Origin of the sequence: Acidovorax sp. JMULE5 (assembly GCF_013376875.1) — a bacterium.
GTDB lineage: Bacteria > Pseudomonadota > Gammaproteobacteria > Burkholderiales > Burkholderiaceae_C > Acidovorax > Acidovorax facilis.
In genome coordinates this window covers 3,373,507-3,398,038 of record NZ_CP035951.1, presented here as the reverse complement: position 1 = coordinate 3,398,038, position 24,532 = coordinate 3,373,507, and the positions used below count along the sequence as shown (strand labels likewise).

Below are 24,532 nucleotides of genomic sequence, written 5' to 3'. Positions count from 1 at the left end.
CAGCATGAATGTATCCACCTGGTCGATCAAGAACCCCATACCGGCGCTGATGCTGTTTGTGCTGCTGACCTTCGGCGGCCTGCTGTCGTTCAACGCCATGAAGGTGCAGAACTTTCCGGACATTGACCTGCCCACGATCTCCGTGACCGTGGCGCTGCCCGGCGCCTCGCCCGCGCAGCTCGAAAACGATGTGGCGCGCAAGATCGAGAACAGCATCGCCACGCTGCAAGACCTGAAGCACATCTACACCAAGGTGCAGGACGGCGGCGCCACCATCACGGCCGAGTTCCGCCTGGAAAAGCCTACGCAGGAAGCGCTGGACGACGTGCGCTCTGCCGTGGCCCGCGTGCGCGGTGACCTGCCTGGCGACGTGCGCGACCCCATCGTGACCAAGATGGACCTGGCCGCGCAGCCGGTGCTCGCGTTCACTATTGCCTCCACCCGCATGGACGACGAGGCGCTGTCCTGGTTTGTGGACGATGCCGTGGCCAAGAAGCTGCTCACGGTGCGGGGTGTGGGCGCGGTCAACCGCGTGGGCGGTGTGCAGCGTGAGGTGCATGTGTTGCTCGACCCGGTCAAGCTGCAGGCGTTGAACGCCACGGCGGCCGATGTCTCGCGCCAGCTGCGGCTGGTGCAGACCGAAAGTGCCGGTGGCCGCACCGACCTGGGCGGCAGCGAACAGCCGGTACGCACCCTGGCCACGGTGCAGTCGGCGCAGGAGCTCGCAGGGCTCACGCTGGCACTGTCCGACGGCCGCCATGTGCGGCTCGATCAGGTGGCCACGGTGACAGACACGATTGCCGAGCCGCGCGCCCTGGCCCTGCTCAACGGCAAGCCCGTGGTGGGCTTCGAGGTTGCGCGCAGCAAGGGTGCGAGCGAGGTGGAAGTCGGCTCTGCGGTGCAGGCGGCCCTCAAGGAAATTCGCGAACAGCACCCCGATCTGGAGATCACCGAAGCTTTCAACTTTGTGCAGCCTGTGCAGGAGGAGTACGACGGCTCCATGCACCTGCTGTACGAAGGCGCGTTGCTGGCCGTGCTGGTAGTGTGGCTCTTTTTGCGCGACTGGCGCGCCACGTTCGTGTCGGCTGTGGCGCTGCCGCTGTCGGTGATCCCGGCGTTCATCGGCATGCACTGGCTGGGCTTCTCGATCAACGTGATCACGCTGCTGGCGCTGTCGCTGGTGGTGGGCATTTTGGTGGATGACGCCATCGTGGAAGTGGAGAACATCGTGCGCCACCTGCGCATGGGCAAGACGCCCTACCAGGCGGCCATGGAGGCGGCCGACGAAATTGGCCTGGCCGTGGTGGCCACCACGTTCACACTGATTGCGGTGTTTTTGCCCACCGCGTTCATGAGCGGCATTGCGGGCAAGTTCTTCAAGCAGTTCGGCTGGACGGCGTCGCTGGCGGTCTTTGCCAGCCTGGTGGTGGCGCGGGTGCTGACACCCATGATGGCGGCCTACATACTCAAACCCATCGTGGACACGCACAAGGACCCGCGCTGGATGACGGTGTACCTGCGCTGGGCGGCCTGGTGCATCAAACACCGCTGGATGACCTTCATTGCCACAGCAGCGTTTTTCATCGGTTCGCTGGCGCTGATCCCGCTGCTGCCCACGGGCTTCATCCCGGCCGATGACAACTCGCAGACCCAGGTTTACCTGGAGCTGCCACCTGGCGCCACGCTGGCCCAGACCCGCGCCGTGGCCGAGGACGCGCGCCAGCGCATCGCCAAGGTGGACCATGTGCAAAGCGTGTACACCACCATCGGTGGGGGCTCGGCCGGTGGCGACCCGTTCATGGGCAGCGCCAATGCCGAAACGCGCAAGGCCACGCTCACCATCTTGCTGGCCGAGCGCGGCGACCGGCCGCGCAAGCAGGGCATCGAGAACCAGATCCGTGCAGCGCTGGAGACGCTGCCGGGCGTGCGCAGCAAGGTGGGCCTGGGGGGCTCTGGCGAGAAGTACGTGCTGGTGCTCTCGGGCGACGACCCGCAGGCGCTGACCTCGGCCGCGCTGGCGGTCGAGAAGGACCTGCGCACCATCCCGGGCCTGGGCAGCATCTCGTCCACGGCCAGCCTGGTGCGCTCCGAGATCGCGGTGCGCCCGGACTTTGCGCGCGCCGCCGACCTGGGAGTGACCAGCAGCGCGATTGCCGAAACGCTGCGCATTGCGACCGTGGGCGACTACGACGTGTCGCTGCCCAAGCTCAACCTGGCCTCGCGCCAGGTGCCGATCGTGGTCAAGCTGCAGGACGACGCGCGCAAAGACCTGTCGCTGCTGGAGCGCCTGTCGGTGCCGGGCAGCAAAGGCCCAGTGATGCTGGGCCAGGTGGCCACGCTCGAGTTCAGCGGCGGACCGGCCGTGGTGGACCGGTATGACCGCGCGCGCAATGTCAACTTTGAGATCGAGCTGTCAGGCCAGCCGCTGGGCGACGTGACGAAGGCGGTCGAAGCGCTGCCCTCCATCCAGAACCTGCCGCCGGGCGTGCGCCAGATCACCATTGGCGATGCCGAGATGATGGGCGAGCTGTTCGCGAGCTTCGGCCTGGCCATGCTGACCGGGGTGTTGTGCATCTACATCGTGCTGGTGCTGCTGTTCAAGGACTTCCTCCACCCGGTCACCATCCTGGCGGCGCTGCCGCTGTCGCTGGGCGGGGCGTTCGTGGGCCTGCTGATCGCGCAGAAGAGCTTCTCGATGCCCTCGCTCATCGGGCTGATCATGCTCATGGGCATTGCCACCAAGAACTCGATCCTGCTGGTGGAATACGCCATCCTGGCGCGGCGCGAGCATGGCATGACGCGCTTTGAGGCACTGATCGACGCCTGCCACAAGCGCGCACGGCCCATCATCATGACCACGCTGGCCATGGGCGCGGGGATGATGCCGATTGCGCTGGGCATTGGTGCGGCGGATGCCAGCTTCCGCTCGCCCATGGCGGTGGCGGTGATTGGCGGGCTGATCACGTCCACGCTGCTGAGCCTGCTGGTCATCCCCGCCGTGTTCACGGGGGTGGATGATCTGGGGCAGTGGTTTGGTCGCATGCTGCGGCGCTTGCGGGGTGCCCACCCGGTGCCCGCCCCCGAGGCGCCCGCTACACCCCCAGCGGGATGATGGAGACCGGTGGTTGCTTGAAAAAGCAGGCAATCCCCGGGGTTGCCCCGGCTTAGCCGGGCGTGTGGCCGTTAGATAATGTAACGACCACCATGAACCTCGTCAGCCTGAACATCGAATCCATCCAGCTGGGCCACCCTCTGCCGTTTGTGCTGCGGGGTGCTGATGGCGTGTTGCTGGCGCAAAAAGGCTATGTCATCCGCACCCGGGAAGAGCTGGCCAAGATGGTGGGCCGGGGGCGGCAGCTGTGTGTGGATACCGATGAGTCCGGTGACAGCCACCGGGCCTACCTCGCGCAATTGCAGCGCATGCTGATCGCCGACACCAACCTGGGCGAAATTGCCGCGATGAAGATGACGGCGGCCGACGACGCAGGAGGGCGGGGCCGCACTGGCAAGACGCTGCCTGACTGGCCCGAACTGCAGTTGCGTGCCACACAGTTGCTGCGTGCACCTTCGCCCGCTGATTTTGGCGGGCGCTTCCAGACGCTGCACGACGAGCTGGCCCGCCACTGCGAGCAGACGCCCGACGCGACGCTGCTGGGCCTGATTTACCTGTCTGCGCAGGAAACGCGCATGTACAGCGCCACGCATTCGATGCTGGTGTGCTGTGTGTGCATGGTGGTGGCGCGCGAGATGCTGCGCTGGCCCGCCTCCCGCGTGCAGCAGCTGGGCCACGCGGCGCTCTCCATGAACATAGCCATGTCCGAGCTGCAGGACCAGCTGGCCCAGCAGACCCATCCGCTCACCGCCCAGCAGATTGCGGCGGTCGAGAGCCATGCGGAGCGTTCCGAGGCGCTGCTGCGCACGCTCGGCGTGGCCGACCCGGTGTGGCTGGAGGCGGTGCGCTGCCACCACCACCGCACCCCCGGCCCGCTGGCCAAGAAGACGGAACCCCAGCAAATGGCCCGCCTGCTGCAGCGTGCCGACATTTTTGGCGCCCGCATGGCACCTCGCGCGGCCCGGTTGCCCATGCCCGTCACGGCGGCCATGCAGGCCAGCTACTACGACGAAGAGCACCAGGTGGACGAGGCTGGTGCCGCGCTCGTCAAGACCCTGGGTGTATATCCGCCCGGGGCCTTCGTGCGGCTGGCCAGCCAGGAGGTGGGCGTGGTCGTTCGCCGGGGCACCACGGCCACCACGCCCAAGGTGGCGGTGGTGACCAACCGCGACGGCATGCCCACGGGCGAGCCCATTCCGCGTGACACCGGCATGCCCCCCTGGAAGGTCACGGGCGTGGTGGCATTCAAGGACGTGAGAGTCAAGCTCTCGCTGGACCGCCTGCTCAACCTGGTCTGACCCCGCGCCGGGCTGCGGGCGCATCCCCCCCACCTGCAACGGGTGGGCTGGCACAGAGGCCCACGCCACCCAACGGCGCCCAGCGCCACTGGCGGGCAGCTTGTGCCCGGAATTCTCCCTCTCTTGCCACCACGACGGCAAACCTTCAGCCGTGCGACACCTGTCGCCCCGTTCCCGTGTGCGCCCGCAATACCCATTTCTTTTGCAGGACTTTGCATCCGAGCGGTTCGCATTCCCGTAAACCAATCAGTCCAAATAAAAACTCATGTGGACAAAAAATGATGGAATGGTTAAATTGCCCATACCCACTGCGATCCCAAGTCCTATGAACACCTCTAACAGACGCTTTCTTTCGGCCGCCAGCCTTTTGTTGCTGGTCGCGGTGGCGGTCGGCTATGCCCCCCCGGTCCGCGCGGCGGGTTCCGAAAGCTGCCCGGCCACGCTGCAGCACACGTTTGCGAGGTTGCAGGACGAAAAGCCTCAGTCGCTGTGCCAGTACAGCGGCAAAGTGGTGCTGGTGGTGAACACGGCCAGCTTCTGTGGCTTTACGGGCCAGTACAAGGGGTTGGAGGAGCTGTACGCCCGCTACAAAGACAAGGGCCTGGTGGTGCTGGGCTTTCCGTCCAACGACTTTGCCCAGGAAAAAGGCAGCAACAAGGAGATTGCTGACTTCTGCGAAAACACCTTTGGCGTGAAATTTCCGATGTTTGCCAAGAGCAGCGTGAAGGGCCCCGAGGCTTCGCCGCTGTTCCAGCAACTGGCGCAGCTGTCGGGCACAGCGCCGCGCTGGAACTTCCACAAATACCTGCTGGGCCGCGACGGCAAGCTGGTGGACAGCTACTCCAGCCTGACCGCCCCAGACAACAAGGGCCTGGTGCGGGCCATCGAACAACAGCTGAACCAGCCTGTGCCCCGGTGACCGCCATGACTTCTTTACATTTCTTGAAAAAAAATACAGTGAGCCTCTGGAACTTCGCCAGCGTGACCCCACTCTATCCATTGCGCAAGACGATTGCGCAGCGTACAGTTTTAACGTTGCGAAGCCTTTCGGGCCCCCGGGTTCCGACTGACCTCCTGGAGCGCTTCTCCTCCCTCCCTCTCTTATTCGTTTCGGGACGCTTCGCAACCTTTTTATTCCGTGCACCGGCCAGAGGGAGCCGGTCATGAAAATCGCCATCATCGGCTCCGGCATCTCCGGGCTCTCGGTCGCGCACCAGCTGCGCGGTCAGGCGGACATCACACTGTTTGAGGCAGGCGACTACTTCGGCGGGCACACCCACACGGTCGATGTCACCTTGCCAGATGCCTCGGGCACCCCCGTCACCCACGGCGTGGACACTGGCTTTCTGGTGTTCAACGAGCGCACCTACCCCCACCTCATCCGCCTGCTGGCCGAGCTGGGCGTGGAGACCGCCAAATCCGACATGTCGTTCTCGGTGCAGGTGCCGGGCGCCCTGAGCGGCCCTGGTGGTGGTCGCGCGCTGGAGTGGAGCGGCACCAACCTCAGCACCGTGTTTGCCCAGCGCTCCAACCTGGTCAACCCGCGTTTTCTGGGCATGCTGCGCGACCTGCTGCGCTTCAACAAGCTGTGCACGCGCATTGCAGAGATACAGGCCGAGGCGGCGCTGATGCAGCCGCTGGGCGACTTCTTGCGCGAGCACCGCTTTGGCGACGCCTTCCGCGACTGGTACTTCTTGCCCATGCTGGGCTGCATCTGGAGCTGTCCCACTGACCAGATGCTGAAATTCCCCGTGGCCACCATGATCCGGTTCTGCCACAACCACGGCCTCATCCAGGTGAGCAATCGCCCGCAGTGGTGGACGGTGTCTGGCGGTGCTCGCCATTACGTGGACAAGATCGTGGCGGGTATTGCCGACAAGCGCCTGAACACCCCCGTGCGCCGCATCGAGCGTGACGCCGCCGGGGTGCGCGTGGTGACCGCAGGCCACATCGAGCACTTTGACAAGTTGGTGCTGGCCACCCATTCGGACCAGTCGCTCGCCCTGCTGGCCCAGCCCACGCCGCACGAGCGCGCGGTGCTGGGTTCCATTCGCTACCAGGCCAACCGCGCCGTGCTGCACACCGATACGTCCGTACTGCCCGAGCGCCGCGCCGCCTGGGCCGCGTGGAACTACGAACGTGCCCCGCAGCGCAGCCGCGAGTCGGCCCGCGTGTGCCTGCACTACCTCATCAATCAGCTGCAGCCCGTGCCCTTTGCGCAGCCTGTGGTGGTGTCGCTCAACCCGGTGCGCGACATTGCGCCTGAGCACGTGATCGGCAGCTACGAATACGCCCATCCGGTGTTCGACATGGCCGCCATCCGCGCGCAGCAGCAGGTGGGCAAGCTGCAGGGGCAGCAGCAGCACACCTGGTTCTGCGGCGCCTGGACGGGCTACGGCTTCCACGAAGACGGGCTGAAATCCGGCCTGGCCGTGGCCGAGCAACTGCTGGCGGCCCTGCCCGCGCCCCTGGCGGAGGCTGCGTGAGCCACGCCCTGGCCCCACCCGCAGCGCCCCTCATCGGCTTCGGCCAGGTGCGCCACACGCGGCTGCGGCCCCGGCGGCATGCGTTTGCCTACCCCACGTTTTTCCTCATGCTGCCCATGCGCAGCCTGTCCGGCCTGCGCAGCGCGCTGGCCGTGAACCGGCGTGGCGCTATCAGCTTCCATGACATGGACCACGGCGACGGCCGCAGCGCCGCGCAGGGCGGTGCGCTGGCCTGGCTCGATGAGCTGCTGCGCACCGAAGGCGTCACCGACGCCACGGGCGAGGTCTGGCTGCACTGCTATCCGCGCGTGCTGGGCTACACCTTCAAGCCCGTGAGCTTCTGGTACTGCCACCGCAGCGATGGCAGCCTGCGCGCCATCGTGGTGGAGGTGAACAACACCTTCGGCGAGCGCCACTGCTACCTGCTCGATGCGCCGCAGTACGGCGTGGAGCAGCGGGCGCGCAAGGTGTTCCATGTGTCGCCGTTCTGCGAGGTGAAAGGCAGCTACCGGTTCCGCTTCATGCGCACCGAGGCCGGTGCACAGGACGCGGGCCGCACCGTGGTGCGCATCGACCACGACGACGACACCGGCCCACTCATCCAGACCAGCGTGAGCGGCACCTTGCAGGCCATCACCCCGCAGACCCTGCGGCAGGCGCTTTGGGGCTACCCCGCGATGACGCTGGCCATCATTGCCCGCATTCACTGGCACGCGCTGCAGCTGTGGCTCAAGCGCGTGCGTTTCCACCGCAAGCCCGAGGCGCCTGCATCCATCGTGACCCGCTGAATTCCATGACGAACGAGAACGCCGCCATGAACTCCACCACTGCCCCCCGCACCGCCCTGGCCCTGCCCGCAGGCACCCCCGCTGCCGCCCGCACGGCGCTCAAGCTGCTGCAGCGCCTGCAGCATGGCCACCTCACGGTGCAGCTGCCCGACGGCACGCTGCAGCACTTCGGCCATGGTGATGGCCCCTCGGCGGCCATCACGCTCAAGAACTGGAACGTGTGCAGTGCCGCACTCCGGTCGGGCGACATCGGTTTCGCCGAGAGCTACATCGCGGGCGACTGGACCACCCCGCACCTGACCGACCTGCTCAAGCTCTTCATCGCCAACCGCCAGCAGGTGGAAGGCGTGATCTACGGCACCTGGGCCGGGCGTCTGCTGTATCGCATCAAACACCTGCTCAACCGCAACACACGCGCCAACAGCCAGAAGAACATCCACGCCCACTACGACCTGGGCAACGCGTTCTACGAACTCTGGCTGGACGACACGATGAACTATTCGTCCGCCTGGTTCGAGGGCGATGCAGGCGGCGACATGCGCACCGCCCAGCACGCCAAGGTGCGCCGCGCGCTGCGCATGGCGGGGGTGGAGCCAGGCTCCCGGGTGCTGGAGATTGGCTGCGGCTGGGGCGCGCTGGCCGAGATGGCGACGGTCGAATTTGGCGCGAATCTGACGGGAGTGACACTCTCCACCGAGCAGCTCGCATTCGCGCAAAAGCGCATGGCACAGCAGGGGGTGGCCGAGCACGCCGACCTGCGCCTGCAGGACTACCGTGACATCCAGGACGGCCCGTACGACGCGATCTGCTCCATCGAGATGGTCGAGGCCGTGGGCCGCGAGTACTGGCCCACCTATTTCCAGTCGGTGAACCGCCTGCTCAAGCCCGGCGGCAAGGCCTGCATCCAGAGCATCGTGATCGACGACAGCCTGTTCGAGCGCTACATCAGTTCCACGGATTTCATCCAGCAGTACATCTTCCCCGGAGGCTGCCTGCCGTGCCCGCGCGAATTCCGCCGTGAGGCCGAGGCGGCCGGCCTGCGCGTGGTGGACGAGTTCGCGTTCGGCCAGGACTACGCCGAAACCCTCAAGCGCTGGCGCGAGCGCTTTCTGGCGCAGCGCACGCAAATCCTGCAGCTGGGGTTTGACCAGCGCTTCCTGCACATCTGGGAGTTCTACCTGGCGTACTGCGAAGCGGCATTTGCGATGAGCAACATCGACCTGGTGCAGTACACGCTGGCGAAGGATTGAATGCTATGAAAAATATAGCTATTACCGCTTTATGGATAAGCGCTGGAGCCTTTTTTTATTCAAATTCCGCTATCGCGCAGGCCGTGCCAATGGCCCAGGCGGCAGAGTCGGCCACCGCCACGCCCCTGTCAGGCGTGCGCCTGGCGGGCCAGGGCGTGCTCCGGTTTCTGGGCTTCGAGATCTACCGCGCCCGCCTGTGGGTGCAGCCCGGCTTTGACGCAGACAACTACGGCGCCCAGCCGTTGGCGCTGGAGCTGACCTACCACCGCGACTTCACGGCCGAGGCCATCGCCAAACGCTCACTGGAAGAGATGCGCCGCGTGGGCAGCTTCACGCCCCAACAGGCCACGCGCTGGCAGCAGGCGCTGCAGGCCGCGTTGCCGGATGTGAAGTCGGGCGACCGCCTGCTGGGCATTCACCAGCCGGGCGTGGGTGCGGTGTTCAAGATGGCGGGGCGTGTCGTCGGTGAGGTGCCGGACGCCGAGTTCTCGCGCCTGTTCTTTGGCATCTGGCTGTCTCCGCAGACCTCCGAACCCGGGCTGCGCCAGGAATTGCTGGCCGCCACCCGCACTGCAGGCCAACCATGACCTCCACGCAGCCCATCCGCGCCAGCGCAGGCCTGGCCTATGGGCTGCTGGGCCTGCCGCTGGCGTTTGTGGCGCTGCCGCTGTATGTGCTGCTGCCCAACCACTATGCGCGCGAATTTGGCATGCCCCTGGCCACGCTGGGCTCGGTGCTGCTGGCAGCGCGGCTGTTTGATGCGTTCACCGACCCGCTGCTGGGCCGCCTGTCTGACTACCTCTTCGGCCGTTCGGTGCGCGCCGTGCTGGCGGTGGGCGCGGTGTCGGCGGTGGTGCTGGCACTGGGGCTGACCAGCCTGTTCTTTCCGCAGGTAGCCGAGGCCGATGCGCTCATTGCCTGGGCACTGGTGGCATTGCTCATCACTTACACCGCCTACAGCCAGCTCAGCATTGCACACCAGTCCTGGGGCGCGCGCCTGGGCGGCGACGAGCTGCAGCGTGGCCGCATCGTGGCCTGGCGCGAGGGTGCTGCACTGGCCGGCGTGGTGCTGGCATCGGTGCTGCCCGCGCTGCTGGGCCTGCCGGTGATGCTCAGTGTGTTTGCCATCACCCTGCTGCTAGGCTGGTGGGCCTGGACCAGAGCCCCGCGCCCCGCAGCGCATGCGGGTGTCGCCGTGGCCGGTGTGTACCGCCCCCCGCAGCGCGCCAGCCTGTGGCGGCCCTGGGGCCGCCCTGCCTTCCGCCGCCTGCTGGCGGTGTTCATGCTCAACGGCATTGCCAGCGCCATACCGGCCACGCTGGTGCTGTTTTTTATCCAGGACCTGCTGCAGGCCCCGCCCGCGCAGGAGCCCATGTTCCTCGCGGCCTATTTCGTGTGCGCTGCGCTGTCCATCCCGCTGTGGCTGCGTGCCGTGGCGCGCTGGGGCCTGGTGCGCACCTGGCTGGCGGGCATGCTGCTGGCGATTGCCGTGTTTGTGTGGACAGCGTTTCTGGGTGCGGGTGATGTGGTGCCGTTCCTCGTCGTCTGTGCGCTGTCCGGCGTGGCCCTGGGCACCGACCTGGCCCTGCCCAGCGCCTTGCTGGCTGGCGTGATTGCCGCCGAGGGCGACAGCGGCCAGCACGAGGGCGCGTACTTTGGCTGGTGGAACTTTGCCACCAAGCTCAACTTGGCACTGGCGGCAGGCCTGGCGCTGCCCCTGCTGGGATGGCTGGGCTACAGCCCCGGAACGCGCAGCGATGACGGTTTGCAGACCCTCGGCCTGGCCTATGCGGTGCTGCCCTGCGTGCTCAAGTGCACCGCTGCGGCCGCGCTCTATCTCCTCATTTTGCGGCGCCCGCGTGGCGCGGCGATTGTTTGAATTCGAACCGACCAAGGCCCACCACCATGATGCAAAGACGTCTCCTCCTTTCGGCCGCTGTGGCCGCACCCGTGGTGCTGTCTGGCTGCGCCAGCCAGAACCTCGATGGCTACGCCAGCGAAAAACCGGTGCTGGACCTGGCCCAGTATTTCAACGGCAAGATCGACGCCTACGGCATCTTCCAGGACCGCAGCGGCCAGATCGTCAAGCGCTTCACCGTGGTCATGGACTGCACATGGAAAGGCAATGAGGGTGTGCTCGACGAAGCCTTCACCTACTCCGACGGCACCACGCAACGCCGCATCTGGCGGCTGACGAAGCATGCCGACGGCCGCTACACCGGCACCGCCGACGATGTGGTGGGCACGGCCAACGGCCAGACGCGTGGCAACGCCTTCCGCTGGAACTACACGCTGGCGCTGCCCGTGGATGGCAAGGTCTACAACGTGGACCTGGACGACTGGATGTACCTCATTGACGACCGTGTGATGCTCAACCGCGCCACCATGAACAAGTTCGGATTCCGCCTGGGCGAGATCACCCTGTCCTTCACCAAACGCGCACCATGAGCCTCAATCCTCCCCTGCGCGACTGGCATGGCCGCCGGGCCTGGCTCATCGGGGCCAGCAGCGGCATTGGCCGGGCCACAGCGGCTGCGCTGCATGCGCGCGGCGCGCAGGTCATCGTGTCGGCGCGCAGTGGTGATGCGCTGAACGCCTTTGCCCGGCAGCACCCCGGCAGCACGGCGCTGGTTTTTGACACCGCCGAACCTGCACAGGTGCAGGCCGCCGCCGCGCAGGTGCTGGCGGGTGGTGTGCCCGATATGGTGTGCTATTGCGCGGGCTACTACCGCGACATGCGCGCCACCGACTTCGATCTGGACGTGATGCTGCGCCACGAGCAGATCAACTACAACGGCGTGCTGCATGTGCTCGCTGGCGTGTTGCCCGCCATGCTGACCGCAGCGCAGGCCGGGCGCCCGGGCCATGTGAGCCTGATCAGCAGCGTGGCGGGCTTTCGGGGGTTGCCCAAGAGCCTGGCCTATGGCCCCACCAAGGCGGCCCTCATCAACCTGGCTGAGGCGCTCTACCTGGACCTGCATGACCTGGGCATGGGCGTGAGCGTTATCAACCCGGGCTTTGTGGCCACGCCGCTCACGGCGGGCAACGACTTCACCATGCCGGCCCTCATCTCACCCGAGGCAGCGGCGGCGGCCATCGTGCAGGGCTGGGAGCGGGGGCATTTCGACATCCACTTTCCCAAGCGCTTCACCCGGGTGATGAAACTGCTGCGCGTGCTGCCGTATCGGTGGTACTTTCCGGCGGTTCGCAAATTCACAGGTCTTTGAACGGTATGCACCCACCGGAAACCACGATCGCTACGGAAGAAGCCGTCACGCGCGTCATTGCGTTCTTTGAAAACCTGTCGCCCGCCGATGTGGCGACCATCGGCCAGTTCTATGCGCCCCAGGCGCGCTTCAAGGATCCGTTCAACGAGGTGGTGGGCGTAACTGCCATCCAGGGCATTTTTGCTCACATGTTCGAGGCACTGGAGCAGCCGCGTTTTGTGGTCACCGGCCGCGTGGTGCAGGGCCAGCAATGTTTTCTGACCTGGGATTTCCTGTTTGCCTTCAAGAACTTTGAGAAGGGCGTGACGCAGACCGTGCGCGGCGCCTCGCACCTGGTGCTGGATGAGCAAGGCCTCGTGACCTTGCACCGCGACTACTGGGACGCGGCCGAAGAGCTGTACGAAAAACTGCCCGTGGTCGGCGCGCTGATGCGCTGGCTCAAGAAGCGCGCCAACAGCTGATCGTTGGCGCTTGGGTCACGCCAGGGTCTTGATGCGCGGGTGCCCGGGCAGCGGCACGGCGCGCTGCAGCACCCCCTCCGCCAGCCACAGCGCACTGTTCCACGCGCGTTGCGACACATAAGGCAGCGGCAGCTGCTGGTAGTCGTCGTTGAAGACCTCGAAGCTGTAGTCGCCCTGGTAGCCCATGCCATCGAGGGTGCGCACCAGCTCGGCCAGCGCCTGGCTGTGCACGCCCTCGCCAGGGAACACGCGAAAGTGCCGCGCGGTCTCGATGCGCTCCTGCACCGTGCGGGTCTCCTGCCACATGAAGTCCGAAAGCTGCACCAGATAGATCTTGGCGGGGTCCACGTCTTCCAGGGCCGAGAGCGGCGTGCTGGTGGCGAACTGGTGGTACGAGTCGATGGCCAAACCGAGGTTGGGGCAATCGGCCTGCTCTATGGCCGCCCAGGCCTGGTGCACTTCGTTGATGTGGCGGCCCCACGAGAGTCCTTCAAACGCCACGCGAATGCCATGGGGCAGCGCCAGCAGGGCCAGCTTGCGCAGGTCACGCGCAATCGCGTCGGCATCGGCCGTGGCGTGCGATGACGTGGAGCTGCAGGCCAGCAGCACGGGCGCGCCCAGGTCGCGCGCCATCAGGATCATCTGCTTGGCAATGTCCACCTTGTAGCTGTGCAGGTGGCCTGAGAGGCCTTCAAAATCGCGCAGCACCTGAAAGCCCGTGACCCGCAGGCCGCCGCTGCGCACGGCGTGCACGGCGGCCTCGATGCCCTCCGGATGACCCACGATGTCGCGCGCGGCCAGCATGATCTGGCCGAAGCCGGCGGCTTTCACGGCGGCCAGCTTGGCCTCCAGCGGTCCGGCCAGGCTGATGGTGTCCATGCCGAAATCGGCGACGTTGCGTTGCATGGTGGATTGGCGCATGGGCGGTCTCCAGGCTCAGCGGGCGTCGAGCACCAGCTCGAAGCTGGGCGATGCGGTGTCGGCGCGCGTGAGGGCACCGCGCGTGCCGGTGTGCACGCCCGTGGGCGACTCGACAAACTCCACGCCGCGCGCACGCAGCGCTTGCACCGTGGCCAGCACGTCGGGTGTGCCAAAGGCCACGCGCTGCAGCAGCTCCTCGGGGTCGGCATCCAGCGCATCGACCAGCGGTTCAATCAGCTGCCAGTGCAGCGTGCCGCAGGGGCTGGCCAGGATGCGGCCATGGGTGAGCACGCCAAACGACTGGTCGGGTGCCAGCTCGGCAAAGCCGAACAGCTCGCTGTAGAAATGGATCCAGTCCGCCGCGCGGCCCAGGCCGATGTATTGCACCACGCCGAACAGGTGCAGGCCTTGCAGCGCAGGCGGGCGCGGGCTGACGGTAGGGATGGGCACAAAGTCCACGTCGTAGATCGAGAACTCCTTCCAGCGGTCCACAAAGTAGATGCGGCTCGCGCCCACGCCGTGGATGGCGGGGATGTTCAGCTCCATCACCTCGACCTCCGTGTGCACGGCCCAGGCGCCCAGTTCCAGCACGCGGCGAAATGCTGCGGCTGCATTGCCCACGCGGAAGGCGATGGCGGCCAGCACCGGTGTTTCGGTGAGTGCGGGCGGCGCGTGCACGCCGGTGCGTTCGGTGTCCTGGTGCGCGTTGACGATGATGTTCATGTCACCCTGGCGGTACAGCAGCACCTCGCGCGAGCGGTGGCGCGCCACGGGCTGAAAACCCATGCGCTCCAGCGCCTGACCCAGCGCCTGCGGCCGGCTGGTGGCGTACTCAATGAACTCGATGCCCTGCAGGCCCAGGGGGTTGGGCATGTCGCCCAGCGCTTCGCGGGTGGCCACCATCGGGGTGCTCATGGGTTCAGCTCCTTGTGTTGTTGCGCGGAAGGGGTCAGCGGGGGCTGCTGACCAGGCGGCGGAAATGTGCGTCCATGCGGGCCGCATCCGGGGCCTCGCCAGTGAACAGCTCGAACGCGCCCACGGCCTGGCCCACGGCCATGCCACCGCCGTCCGACACCCGGCAGCCCAGCGCGCGTGCGGCCTGCAACAGGGCGGTGTCGAGCGGGAAGTAAACGACTTCGGACACCCACATGGCGGGGCGCAGCAGGCCCACATCCAGCGGCAGGCCTGGCAGTTTGTCCATGCCCGTGGGCGTGGCGTGGATCAGCCCGGTGGCGTCGGCCATGGCCGAGCGGATCTCTCCGGCCTCGGCGCGCGCGCCATAGAGCGCATTCACGTCGGCCGCCAGTTGCGCTGCGCGCTCGGGTTGTGCATCGACGATGCTCAGGTGCTGTGCACCCAGACGCAGCACGGCATGGGCAATCGCAGCGCCCGCGCCACCCGCACCCAGCAGCACCACGCGGCGCAGGTCGGCGCCGGGCAGCGCGCGGTTAAAGCCCCAGGCCCAGCCCGATCCGTCGGTGTTGTGTCCCACCAGTTTTCCGTCGCGGATGACCACCGTGTTCACTGCGCCCATGGCGCGCGCTTCTTCGGACAGGCTGTCGAGGTACGGAATCACGGCCTGCTTGCAGGGGTAGGTTACGTTGCAGCCCGCATAGCCCATGATGCGCGCCGCAGACAACAGCGTGGGCAGATGCTCCGCCGACGAAGCAGAGCGGTCCAGGTCGATGAGCTGGTAGTGCAGACGCATGCCGTGGTGGCGCGCCTCTTCCTCGTGCAGGGCCGGCGACAGCGACTTCTGGATGCCGGCGCCGATCAGCCCGATCAGCACCTTGTGGGGGCTAGTGGAAGACATGGTGGACGTGGTGGGGATGACCGGGGGATCGAGGAGCTGGAGGCTCATGGGGCGGGCGGAATGCGGGGTGGGCGCGCTGCTGGGGTGGTGGTGTGTTCACCGCACGGCAGCGCAGGGGTTGCAGCGGTGGCTTACTTGCCGCCGCGCAGTTTGGCCAACGTGGAATAGACCTCTTGCACGGTCTCGGCGCCCACCTTCTCGCTGTGTTTTTCAACGACGGGTTTCACCTTGGCGCGCAGCTTGTCCAGCTCGGCGGGCGAGAACTCGGACACCTGCATGCCCGCCTTCTTGAGGTCTTCGAGCGCCACGTTGGCCTGCACGCGCGACACGCCGCGCTGGAAAGTCGTGGCCTCGGCCATCGCGTCGGTCAGCGCCTTCTGGTCAGCGGGGTTCAGGCTGTCCCAGAACTTCTTGCTCACGAGCACGGCCTGGGGGTTGTACATGTGGCGCGTGACGGTGAGGTACTTCTGCACCTCGGCGAACTTGGACGACAGGATGGTGGAGAACGGGTTCTCCTGGCCGTCCACGGCCTTCTGTTCCATGGCGGTGTACAGCTCGGGGAAGGGCATGGGTACGGCGTTCGCGCCCAGCGCGTTGAACAGATCGATGTAGATCGGCGACTGGATCACGCGGATCTTGAGGCCTGCAATGTCCTCGGCCTTGGTGATGGGCCGCTTGCTGTTGGTGAGGTTGCGGAAACCCAGCTCCCAGTAGCCCAGGCCCACCAGGTTCTTGGCCTGCAGCTTGTCGAGCAGTTTCTTGCCGAAGGGGCCATCGGTCACGGCATCGGCCTCTTGGGGCGACGCGAACAGGAACGGGAAGTCGTAGATGCCGAATTCCTTGGCCTGGGCCGACAAGATGCCCGCGTTGAGCACGGTCATCTCCACCGTGCCGCCCTGCAGGGCCGACACGGTCTGCAGGTCACCGCCCAGCGTGCCGCCGGGGAAGAGCTTGACGGCAATGCGGCCGTTGGTCTTGGCCGTCACGAGGTCCGCAAACTTTTGCGCGCCCTGGGCCTGCGGGTGGTCCTTCTGGTTCTGGAAGGCGAATTTGATGGTGCGCTCCTGGGCGTGCGCGGCGGGCAGCAGCGACGCGGCAACCAGGGCGGTGGCGAGCAGGGTTTTGAGCAGCTTCATGGAAATGTCTCCTTGGGTTTTTAGGCGGGGCAGAAACGGAGCGGAAAGAAAAGGGCCGGGGCGCAGATGGGGGTCAACCACTCAACCAGCGTAGCGGCACCATGACGATGGAGGGGAACAGCACCAGCAGGAACATCACGGCCAGCTGGGCCAGCATGAAGGGCGTGACGCCGCGTGTGACCTGCGACATGGACATGCGCCCCACCCCAGCCACCACGTTGAGCACCGTGCCCACAGGTGGGGTGATGAGCCCGATGGCGTTGTTGATGATGAAGAGCACGCCGAAGTACACCGGGTCGATGCCTGCGGCCTTGACCACCGGCATCAGCACGGGCGTGAGGATGAGGATGGTGGGCGTCATGTCCATGGCCGTGCCCACCACCATGACCAGCAGCATGATGGCGATCAGCAGCAGCGTTGGGTTGCCCATGAAGGGCTCCAGCATGCCGGTGACCTTGGAGGGCAGGTCAGCCACGGTGATAAGCCAGGCGGACACCATGGCGGCAGCCACCAGGAACATCACCACCGCGCTGGTGCGGGCCGAGGCGCGGAAGATGTCGGCCAGCTGGTGCCAGCTCAGCTCGCGGTAGACCACCATGGACACGAACAGCGCATACACGGCGGCCACCACGGCGGCTTCGGTGGGGGTGAAGACACCCATGCGCAGGCCGACGAGGATGATGATGGGCAGGCCCAGCGCCCACACGGCTTCGCGCAGGGCCACGGCCAGTTCGGCGCGGGTGGCACGCTTTGGGGGCGCCACATCTTCGCGTCGCACCAGCCACCACCAGGTAGCCGCCAGCGCCACCCCCAGCAGGATGCCCGGCACGATGCCTGCCAGAAACAGCTTGCTGATGGACACGTTGGCCGCCACACCAAAGATCACGAAACCGATGGACGGCGGGATCACCGGGGCGATGATGCCGGCCGACGCTATGAGCCCGGCCGAGCGCTCCTTGTTGTGGCCCGCAGCCACCATCATGGGCAGCAGCAGGGAGGCCAGCGCTGCAGCATCGGCCACGGCCGAGCCCGACACGGCAGCCAGGATCACCGCCGCCATGATGGCCACATAACCCAGGCCGCCGGGCACATGGCCGACCAGCGTGAGCGCCAGCTTCACGATGCGCTTGGACAGGCCGCCCACATTCATGATCTCGCCGGCCAGCATGAAGAAGGGCACGGCCAGCAGCGGAAAGCTGTCGGCACCGTTGATCACGTTCTGCGCCAGGATCTGCGCATCGAACAGGTCCAGATGCCACATCAGCGCCACGCCGCTGATGAGCAGCGCAAACGCGATGGGAATGCCGATCGCCATGGCGAGCAGCAGGGAGCCGAGGAAGATGGTGACGGTCATGGTGGAGAGCCTGTGCGGAGGGTTCAGGGGCGGTGGCTGCCGGGCGCTTCGTGGGATGCATCGGCGCCCGCAGGGCGGTGCGCCAGGGCCGCCAGTTCTTCGCTCTCCTGCACCATGACCAGCTCGTGCTCCGCCAGCGGAACGAACAGCGTGCGCAGCAGGTCGTGCAGCAAGATGGCAATCCCCGACCCGCCCATCAGCACGCCACTGGCGTAGAAGACGCCCACCGAGGCGCCGGTCACGGGTGCTTCGGTGTCCCAATTAATCAGCATCTGGGCCCAGCTGCCACTGAGCAGCAGCCACGACACGTACAACATGGCGATCTGCGCCAGCACCAGGCAGGCCTTCTTGCCCACAGCGGGCAGGCGCGACACCAGCGCATCCGTGCCCAGGTGGCCGTGTTCGCGCAGCGCGACCACAGCGCCCATGAAGGTCAGCCACACGAACAGCCAGCGCGAGAGTTCTTCCGACACGGTGATGCCGGAGTTCAGGGTGTAGCGCAGCACCACATTGCCAAACACCAGCACCACCATCACCGCCAGGCACAGGCCGGACAGTGCGTCCAGCACGCGGGTGTATCCCCGCAGCACGCGGTCGGCCAGTGCAAACATGGTGTCTCCAGTCGTTGTATTGAAACGCTGAAAGAATTTTGTACGAACTGGTTAGTATTTTGTCTAGGTGCAAACCCTGCATCGCTTGTCGTGGCAGGGCGCAGCCATGCCCGGGGCGTGCGTGGGTGCGCAGTCAGGGGGCTGACAGGGCTGTGGGTGGCTTCTGGCGCGGGCGCCGGTGTGCGCCCAGGCTGGGTAGATCAGGGCCGCAAGAAGCGCACGATCATCTCGATGATCGATTCACGGCGTTGCGCCGTGGCGGCAGGCGTATCCAGCGAGCGCTTGAAGATCGCGCCGAAGGTGTGGCGGTTGGCCACGTTGAAGAAGCACAGGGCCGAGATGGACATGTGCAGGTCCACCGGGTCCACATCGGGGCGGAACACGCCCGCTGCTACGCCACGCTGGTACACATCGCGCACGGCATGGATGACGGGGATGTTTAGTTCCTGGATCGTGGCGGATTGGGTGATGTACTCGCCCCGGTGCATGTTCTCGTTCATCACCAGACGGATGAAGTCGGGGTTGGCGAGCTGGTAGTCCACCGTGAAGCCCACCAGCGTGCGCAGGGCCTGCTCGGGCGACAGGTCTTCCAGGTGCAGTTCCGATTCGATGCGCCGGATGCGCCGGTAAGCATCCTCCAGCACCGCCACATACAGACCTTCCTTGCTACCGAAGTAGTAGTAGATCATGCGCTTGCTGGTGCTGGTCAATGCCGCGATCTCGTCGATGCGCGCCCCAGCCAGGCCCTTGTCCGCAAACTCTGCCGTGGCTACCTGCAGGATGTTGGCCATCGTGCGGTCGGGGTCGTTGACGCGCACCCGGTCCGCTCCGGGCGTGGTGGCGGCCTCGCGCGCCGCGCGCTGGCGGGTAGCCCGCACATCGCCAGGTTTCGGAGGGTTTTGAACCATTTCGTTCATAAGCGCCCAAGCATACGGCAAGCTCGGCGCAGGGGGTTCAAAAAACCAATGCCCGCTCTCGCTGGCCGCTCAGGACGGTTTGGTATCGGCGAAGCTCGGGCGCAGCATCAGCTTGTCGAGCAGCTTGCCCAGGTTGGGGTACTCGCTGCGCCAGGCGATGTCCGGAAAGCGGAATTCCAGCCAGCCCAGGGCGCAGCCCACGGCGATGTCGGACAGGCTGAGGTGGATGCCGCTGCAATACGGCTTGTCGCCCAGGCCCTGGCTCATGGACTTGAGGCCGTCGTTCACCTTGATCAGCTGGCGGTCGATCCAGGCCTGGCTGCGCTCGCTGTCCTTGCGGTGGGCCCAGGTGGCTTCCAGGCGGGCCAGGATGGCGGCATCCATCACACCATCGGCCAGTGCCTCCCAGGTCTTGACCTCGGCGCGTTCGCGGCCTTGCGACGGGATCAGCTTGCCCACGGGCGACAGGGTGTCGAGGTATTCGACGATCACGCGGGAGTCAAAAACGGCCTCGCCGCCTTCCATTACCAGGCAGGGCACTTTGCCCAAGGGGTTGGAGGTGGAAATATGGGTGTCGTCTGCCCAGACGTTTTCTTGCACGAACTGGTAGTCGAGCTTTTTCTCGGCCATCACGATACGTACCTTGCGTACGTAGGGGCTGGCGGTGGCTCCGATCAATTTCATGGTGTGTCTTCCAGGGCGCGGGGTAGGCTGAACGATTCGAGATTGATTCTATCGGCAGCTGCCCGCCCGCAAGCTGACGGCTGCGTGGCGCTTACACACCACGCCTACAATGGCGCGCCATGAGCCTGTCCACCATTACCGCCCTGTCGCCGCTTGACGGCCGTTACGCCAGCAAACTTGCCGCCCTGCGCCCCATCATGAGCGAACACGGCTACATGCACCGCCGTGTGCAGGTGGAAGTGGCTTGGTTCATTGCCCTGTCGGATGCCGGTTTCGCCGAGTTCAAGCCCCTGACCACGGGCGCCCGCGCCTATCTGCTCGGCCTGATCAAGAACTTCTCCGAAGCTGACGCCGCCGCCATCAAAGAGATCGAAAAAACAACAAACCACGACGTCAAGGCCGTCGAATACTGGATCAAGAGCAAGTTCGAGGCGCGCCCCGAGCTGGAAAAGGCCTCCGAATTTGTGCACTTTGCCTGCACCAGCGAAGACATCAACAACACGAGCCACGCGCTGCAGCTGCGTTCAGGTCGCGACCAGGTCATCCTGCCGGGCCTGGACCGCATCGTGCTCAAGCTGCGCGAAATGTCGCACGCCTTTGCCGACGTGCCCATGCTCAGCCGCACCCACGGCCAGACCGCCAGCCCCACTACCGTGGGCAAGGAAATGGCCAACGTGGTGATGCGCCTGCAAACGGCCTGCGAGAAGATCGCCGCCGTCAAGATCATGGGCAAGATGAACGGCGCCGTGGGCAACTACAACGCCCATCTGTCCGCCTGGCCTGAGTTTGACTGGGAAGCCTTCAGCAAGAAGGTCATCGAGACGCCCGAACCGCTGGGCCTGGGCCTGACCTTCCAGCCGTACTCGATCCAGATCGAGCCGCACGACTACATGGCCGAGCTGTTCGACGCCGTGGCGCGCGCCAACACCATCCTCATCGACCTGTCGCGCGACATCTGGGGCTACGTGAGCCTGGGCTACTTCAAGCAGCGCCTGAAGGCGGGCGAGATTGGTTCTAGCACCATGCCGCACAAGGTCAACCCTATCGACTTCGAGAACGCCGAAGGCAACCTGGGACTGGCCAACGCGCTGCTCAAGCACCTGTCTGAAAAGCTGCCCATCAGCCGCTGGCAGCGGGATCTGACCGACAGCACCGTGCTGCGCAACATGGGCGTGGCCCTGGGCTACGCGGCGCTGGCCTATGCCTCGCTGTTGACCGGCCTGAACAAGCTGGAGCTGAACGAAGAAGCGCTGGCCGAAGACCTGGATGCTTCGTGGGAAGTGCTGGCCGAGCCCATCCAGACGGTGATGCGCCGCTTTGGTGTGCAGGGCGCTTACGAAAAGCTCAAGGAAGTGACCCGTGGCAAGACCGTGACCGCCGAGGCGCTGCACGGCCTGATCGCCTCGCTGGAAATCCCCCAGGCAGAAAAAGACCGGCTGCTCGCGATGACTCCGGGTAGCTATGTGGGCAAGGCCGCCGAACTGGCACGAAGGGTGTGACCCCCCTGAGGCGCTGCGCGCCTTCCCCCCGAGGGGGACGCAACCCGTGGCCCGGCAAAGCCGGTTCCACGGTTGCGCTGGCTTGGGCTCCGCCAGTTGCGTACGCTGCCAGGCTTTTGAGATATTTTTGCCTCTGGCGCTTTTCCGATAAGCGGCGGCAGCTATCAATTTAATAGTGAGGCTGCATGGCCATCAAATCCACCATCTTCAAGGCGAACCTCCAGATCGCCGACATCGACCACGGCTACTACGCTGACCACGCCCTCACGCTGGCGCGCCACCCCAGCGAGACCGACGAGCGCATGATGGTCCGGCTGGCTGCTTTGGCCATCCAGGCGCACCAGCTCAACGACCTCTGCAACGGCGACGCCACGCTGGCATTTGGTGCGGGTCTGTCGGACCCGGATGACCCGGATGCCTCGCTGACCGACTTTACCGGCCGCAAGCGCGTTTGGATTGAGGTGGGCCAGCCCGAAGACAAGCCGCTCACCAAGGCCTGCAGCAAGGCCGATTCTGTGATCGTCTACTGCTTCAACCACGCCGCCGAGATCTGGTGGAAAGGCATCGAGACCAAACTGTCACGCCTGGAAAAGCTGCAGGTCTGGCGCATCCCCACGGAGGCATCCCAGGCACTGGCGCAGCTGGCCGAGCGCAGCATGCAACTGCAGGCTACGGTGCAGGAAGGCGCGATCACCCTGAGCAGCACGCAGGGCAGTGTGCATGTGGAGCCCGTGCGCTGGAAGTGACTGGAATACTGGTCAAAATAGCCTCTAGCGCTTGATGGATAAGCGCTAACAGCTATCAATTTGGTAGTCTCTGACTCAGTCTCGTGGCATGAGCGCGCCACACTGCCAGCACTGCTCGAATCCGCCTTCGACCGTCTCGCCGCACTGGCATGCCCAGCGACGCTGTGGCAAATCCTGAAGCTCCTGCAGCAGCGCGCGTGCGCGGGTGGCGTGTTCGTCGTAGTCCAGCCAGATTTCGGGCAGGCACTGGTCCGGCGGCAGGTGCCCCGCTGCGGCACCCAGATACTGGCGCTGCACGGAGGCCGTCATGCCCGCTTCGCACAACAAGTCCGCCCACAGCGTGGCGATGGCGATGTTCGGGGCTTGGGTGAGGCGCAGCATGGGCCCACCATAGCCGTTTGACCGCCGGGCGTACAGCCCCCGCATGTTTGCAGCTTGCGAGGCGGGGCGACGTGTTGAAAAGAAAATGGGCGGGTTACGTCGCGCCCGCTGGCGCCGGCGCTTTGGAAACCCCTTCGGCCGCCCGTTCTGCATAGCGGTTGAACCGCCACGCAGAGTGCTCCAGCGTGATGCGTCGCCACACCGCGCGTTTTTCGGCAGGGCCCATCGCGGGCCAGAACTGCACTTCGTCAAACGTGCGCCCGCACCCTTTGCACAGGTCGTCGCCCTGGCTGGTGGAGCAGATGGCGATACAGGGCGTGTCGGGCGTGGTGCCGTACCAGGCATGCCAGGCATCCAGGGCATCCAGGGGCAGGCGGTCTTCTTCCACCACGTCCTCGCGCCGGAACACCATCTGCGCATAGACCTCTGCCAGCGCGCGGATCTCCGGGGCGAGGGAGACTCCGTCGGGCGAAGGCACCCGGCTGCGCCAGTGGTTGATGGCGGCTTCGATGTCGGTGATGTGGATGGCGGCCATGGAGGTTTGAGCGAAGGGGCTGGATCATAGCCGCGCGGACAAGGCAACCCTGGCAAAGGTGTTTTGCAGAGAGCAACGGCCCCTTTTTGGCGGCCCTTGAGGGGGCGTGTACGCAATAACCACAACCATGCTGCCCTTGCGCGACCGTGCGGGCGATGTTCCAATCGACGCTTCGAAGGGGAGTAGCTCCCGACTTGCATTCCGGCATTGCCAAATTTTGGTGCGTGGGGGCGCGAGGCATCGGAACCGTCGTCAGTACGAAGCGAAACATCGCTTCCGGCGGTCCGGGTTCAGCGCATACCGCAAGGGCGCCGGGCTGAGCAAGACCTTTGATGGGCCCGCTGGGGCTGATCAAGGCCGTCCTTTCGTTGCTTGCCCTGTCAGGGCAGTCCTTGATCCCCCGACCGCAGGCCCTTTATCCCTTGGGTGGACTCGGCGCTACAGTGGCGGCGAACTCCCCCTTCGCGTGTATTGATACTGAGGAATTTATGGACTTTTTGGCTTCGCCCGAATTCTGGCTCGCACTCGGCCAGATCATCATCATCGACATCTTGCTGGGCGGCGACAACGCGGTGGTCATCGCGCTGGCCTGCCGCAAGCTGCCTCCGGCCCAGCGTACCAAGGGCATCATCTGGGGCACTGCCGGGGCCATTGTTCTGCGTGTGATCCTGATCGCCTTTGCGATGACCCTGTTGGCGCTGCCGTTCCTCAAGTTCGTGGGCGCGCTGCTGCTGGTGTGGATTGGCATCAAACTGCTGGCTCCCGATGAAGAGGGCCACGGCGACGTGCAAGGCAGCGACAAGCTGCTGGCCGCCATCAAGACCATCATCGTGGCCGACCTGGTGATGAGCGTGGACAACGTGATCGCCATTGCGGGCGCTGCGCAGAATGCGGGCGAGCACCAGTTCCTGCTGGTCGTGCTGGGCCTTCTGATCTCCATCCCGATCATCGTCTGGGGCAGCCAGCTGGTCATCAAGCTCATGGAGCGCTTCCCTTTCATCATCACCTTCGGCGGCATGTTGCTGGGCTGGATTGCAGGCGGCATGCTGGTCACAGACCCCGCTTTCCTCAACGTGAATATCGTCGAATGGATGCCCAAGTGGGGCAGCGTGGATGAGAAAGGCCTGGCCGTTATCTCCGATACCATGTACTGGACCTCGCACATTGCAGGTGCTCTGCTGGTTCTGCTGGCTGGCAAGATCATCGTTGCGCGCCGTGCGGCGGCGGCACCTGCCGAGCAGCAGGGCTAAAGGCAGGCATACGGAACCGACCATTACAAAAGGGGGCTCTATGCCCCCTTTTGTCCTTGGTCC

The 24,532-nt window shown here is 65.5% G+C and carries 24 protein-coding genes; 14 read left to right on the top strand and 10 right to left on the bottom strand.

The genetic code is table 11. The annotated features are described in order from the left end of the window. Positions 1–4: 4 nt before the first annotated feature. The 11 genes from EXV95_RS15515 to EXV95_RS15465 all read left to right on the top strand — a co-directional run bounded on the left by EXV95_RS15515 (position 5) and on the right by EXV95_RS15465 (position 12,622). Entirely contained in the window at positions 5–3,112 is a 3,108-nt protein-coding gene (locus tag EXV95_RS15515; RefSeq protein WP_176887531.1) for an efflux RND transporter permease subunit, read from the top strand. Positions 3,113–3,204: 92 nt separating this feature from the next. Beyond that, a complete protein-coding gene (locus tag EXV95_RS15510; protein WP_176887530.1) occupies positions 3,205–4,410 on the top strand; it encodes an HD-GYP domain-containing protein in 1,206 nt (401 codons plus the stop codon). A gap of 325 nt (positions 4,411–4,735) precedes the next feature. Continuing rightward, the gene (locus EXV95_RS15505) at positions 4,736–5,329 is read left to right on the top strand and encodes a glutathione peroxidase (protein WP_228897181.1); all 594 of its coding nucleotides are present in this window, start codon (positions 4,736–4,738) and stop codon (positions 5,327–5,329) included. Between the two features lie 244 nt (positions 5,330–5,573). Then, positions 5,574–6,896 carry an NAD(P)/FAD-dependent oxidoreductase gene (locus EXV95_RS15500; RefSeq protein ID WP_176887529.1) on the top strand — a complete coding sequence of 441 codons (1,323 nt, stop codon included), beginning with the start codon at positions 5,574–5,576 and terminating at the stop codon, positions 6,894–6,896. Further along, positions 6,893–7,684: a DUF1365 domain-containing protein gene (locus EXV95_RS15495; protein WP_176887528.1), complete on the top strand. Its 792-nt coding sequence runs from the start codon at positions 6,893–6,895 to the stop codon at positions 7,682–7,684. Before EXV95_RS15500 ends, EXV95_RS15495 begins: the two co-directional genes overlap by 4 nt. 26 nt (positions 7,685–7,710) lie before the next feature. Beyond that, complete coding sequence (locus EXV95_RS15490; protein WP_176889060.1) at positions 7,711–8,934, top strand: cyclopropane-fatty-acyl-phospholipid synthase family protein; 1,224 nt, start codon at positions 7,711–7,713, stop codon at positions 8,932–8,934. Positions 8,935–9,023: 89 nt separating this feature from the next. Continuing rightward, complete coding sequence (locus EXV95_RS15485; protein ID WP_121421602.1) at positions 9,024–9,521, top strand: chalcone isomerase family protein; 498 nt, start codon at positions 9,024–9,026, stop codon at positions 9,519–9,521. Further along, positions 9,518–10,813 carry an MFS transporter gene (locus tag EXV95_RS15480; RefSeq protein WP_176887527.1) on the top strand — a complete coding sequence of 432 codons (1,296 nt, stop codon included), beginning with the start codon at positions 9,518–9,520 and terminating at the stop codon, positions 10,811–10,813. Before EXV95_RS15485 ends, EXV95_RS15480 begins: the two co-directional genes overlap by 4 nt. A gap of 26 nt (positions 10,814–10,839) precedes the next feature. After that, on the top strand, positions 10,840–11,382 hold the full coding sequence (locus EXV95_RS15475) for a DUF3833 domain-containing protein (protein ID WP_176887526.1): 543 nt from the start codon (positions 10,840–10,842) through the stop codon (positions 11,380–11,382). Further along, a complete protein-coding gene (locus EXV95_RS15470) occupies positions 11,379–12,161 on the top strand; it encodes an SDR family oxidoreductase (protein WP_176887525.1) in 783 nt (260 codons plus the stop codon). The genes EXV95_RS15475 and EXV95_RS15470 overlap by 4 nt, the downstream gene beginning before the upstream one ends. A gap of 5 nt (positions 12,162–12,166) precedes the next feature. Then, positions 12,167–12,622, top strand: a complete 456-nt coding sequence (locus tag EXV95_RS15465) for a nuclear transport factor 2 family protein (RefSeq protein ID WP_176887524.1) — start codon at positions 12,167–12,169, stop codon at positions 12,620–12,622. A gap of 15 nt (positions 12,623–12,637) precedes the next feature. Here the strand turns inward: EXV95_RS15465 and EXV95_RS15460 are convergent, their stop codons facing one another. The 8 genes from EXV95_RS15460 to EXV95_RS15425 all read right to left on the bottom strand — a co-directional run bounded on the left by EXV95_RS15460 (position 12,638) and on the right by EXV95_RS15425 (position 20,058). Further along, positions 12,638–13,543: a sugar phosphate isomerase/epimerase gene (locus EXV95_RS15460; RefSeq protein ID WP_176887523.1), complete on the bottom strand. Its 906-nt coding sequence runs from the start codon at positions 13,541–13,543 to the stop codon at positions 12,638–12,640. 15 nt (positions 13,544–13,558) lie between these two features. Next, the gene (locus tag EXV95_RS15455; protein WP_176887522.1) at positions 13,559–14,458 is read right to left on the bottom strand and encodes a VOC family protein; all 900 of its coding nucleotides are present in this window, start codon (positions 14,456–14,458) and stop codon (positions 13,559–13,561) included. 34 nt (positions 14,459–14,492) lie between these two features. After that, a complete protein-coding gene (locus EXV95_RS15450) occupies positions 14,493–15,404 on the bottom strand; it encodes a shikimate dehydrogenase (RefSeq protein ID WP_370460075.1) in 912 nt (303 codons plus the stop codon). A gap of 83 nt (positions 15,405–15,487) precedes the next feature. Then, positions 15,488–16,492 (bottom strand): TRAP transporter substrate-binding protein, encoded by a 1,005-nt coding sequence (locus EXV95_RS15445; RefSeq protein ID WP_176887521.1) that lies wholly within the window; start codon positions 16,490–16,492, stop codon positions 15,488–15,490. A 73-nt stretch (positions 16,493–16,565) separates the two neighbouring features. Beyond that, complete coding sequence (locus EXV95_RS15440; RefSeq protein WP_176887520.1) at positions 16,566–17,846, bottom strand: TRAP transporter large permease subunit; 1,281 nt, start codon at positions 17,844–17,846, stop codon at positions 16,566–16,568. A 23-nt stretch (positions 17,847–17,869) separates the two neighbouring features. Further along, entirely contained in the window at positions 17,870–18,457 is a 588-nt protein-coding gene (locus EXV95_RS15435) for a TRAP transporter small permease (RefSeq protein ID WP_176887519.1), read from the bottom strand. Positions 18,458–18,657: 200 nt separating this feature from the next. Then, entirely contained in the window at positions 18,658–19,374 is a 717-nt protein-coding gene (locus EXV95_RS15430; RefSeq protein ID WP_176887518.1) for a TetR/AcrR family transcriptional regulator, read from the bottom strand. A 69-nt stretch (positions 19,375–19,443) separates the two neighbouring features. Next, positions 19,444–20,058 carry a glutathione S-transferase N-terminal domain-containing protein gene (locus EXV95_RS15425; protein WP_055394547.1) on the bottom strand — a complete coding sequence of 205 codons (615 nt, stop codon included), beginning with the start codon at positions 20,056–20,058 and terminating at the stop codon, positions 19,444–19,446. Positions 20,059–20,177: 119 nt separating this feature from the next. Between EXV95_RS15425 and purB the strand changes: the two genes are divergently transcribed. Together purB and EXV95_RS15415 are read left to right on the top strand one after the other, a co-directional pair. Further along, positions 20,178–21,557: an adenylosuccinate lyase gene (gene purB / locus EXV95_RS15420; protein WP_121421591.1), complete on the top strand. Its 1,380-nt coding sequence runs from the start codon at positions 20,178–20,180 to the stop codon at positions 21,555–21,557. A gap of 185 nt (positions 21,558–21,742) precedes the next feature. Further along, a complete protein-coding gene (locus EXV95_RS15415) occupies positions 21,743–22,303 on the top strand; it encodes a YaeQ family protein (RefSeq protein WP_008903834.1) in 561 nt (186 codons plus the stop codon). A gap of 75 nt (positions 22,304–22,378) precedes the next feature. Here EXV95_RS15415 and EXV95_RS15410 read toward each other — a convergent pair whose 3' ends face one another. Continuing rightward, positions 22,379–22,684: a hypothetical protein gene (locus EXV95_RS15410; RefSeq protein ID WP_055394551.1), complete on the bottom strand. Its 306-nt coding sequence runs from the start codon at positions 22,682–22,684 to the stop codon at positions 22,379–22,381. 94 nt (positions 22,685–22,778) lie between these two features. Further along, positions 22,779–23,219: a DUF3717 domain-containing protein gene (locus EXV95_RS15405; RefSeq protein ID WP_176887517.1), complete on the bottom strand. Its 441-nt coding sequence runs from the start codon at positions 23,217–23,219 to the stop codon at positions 22,779–22,781. Between the two features lie 488 nt (positions 23,220–23,707). On the opposite strand from EXV95_RS15405, the gene EXV95_RS15400 reads away from it, so the two are divergent. Beyond that, a complete protein-coding gene (locus EXV95_RS15400; protein WP_176887516.1) occupies positions 23,708–24,469 on the top strand; it encodes a TerC family protein in 762 nt (253 codons plus the stop codon). The last annotated feature ends 63 nt before the right edge of the window (positions 24,470–24,532 follow it).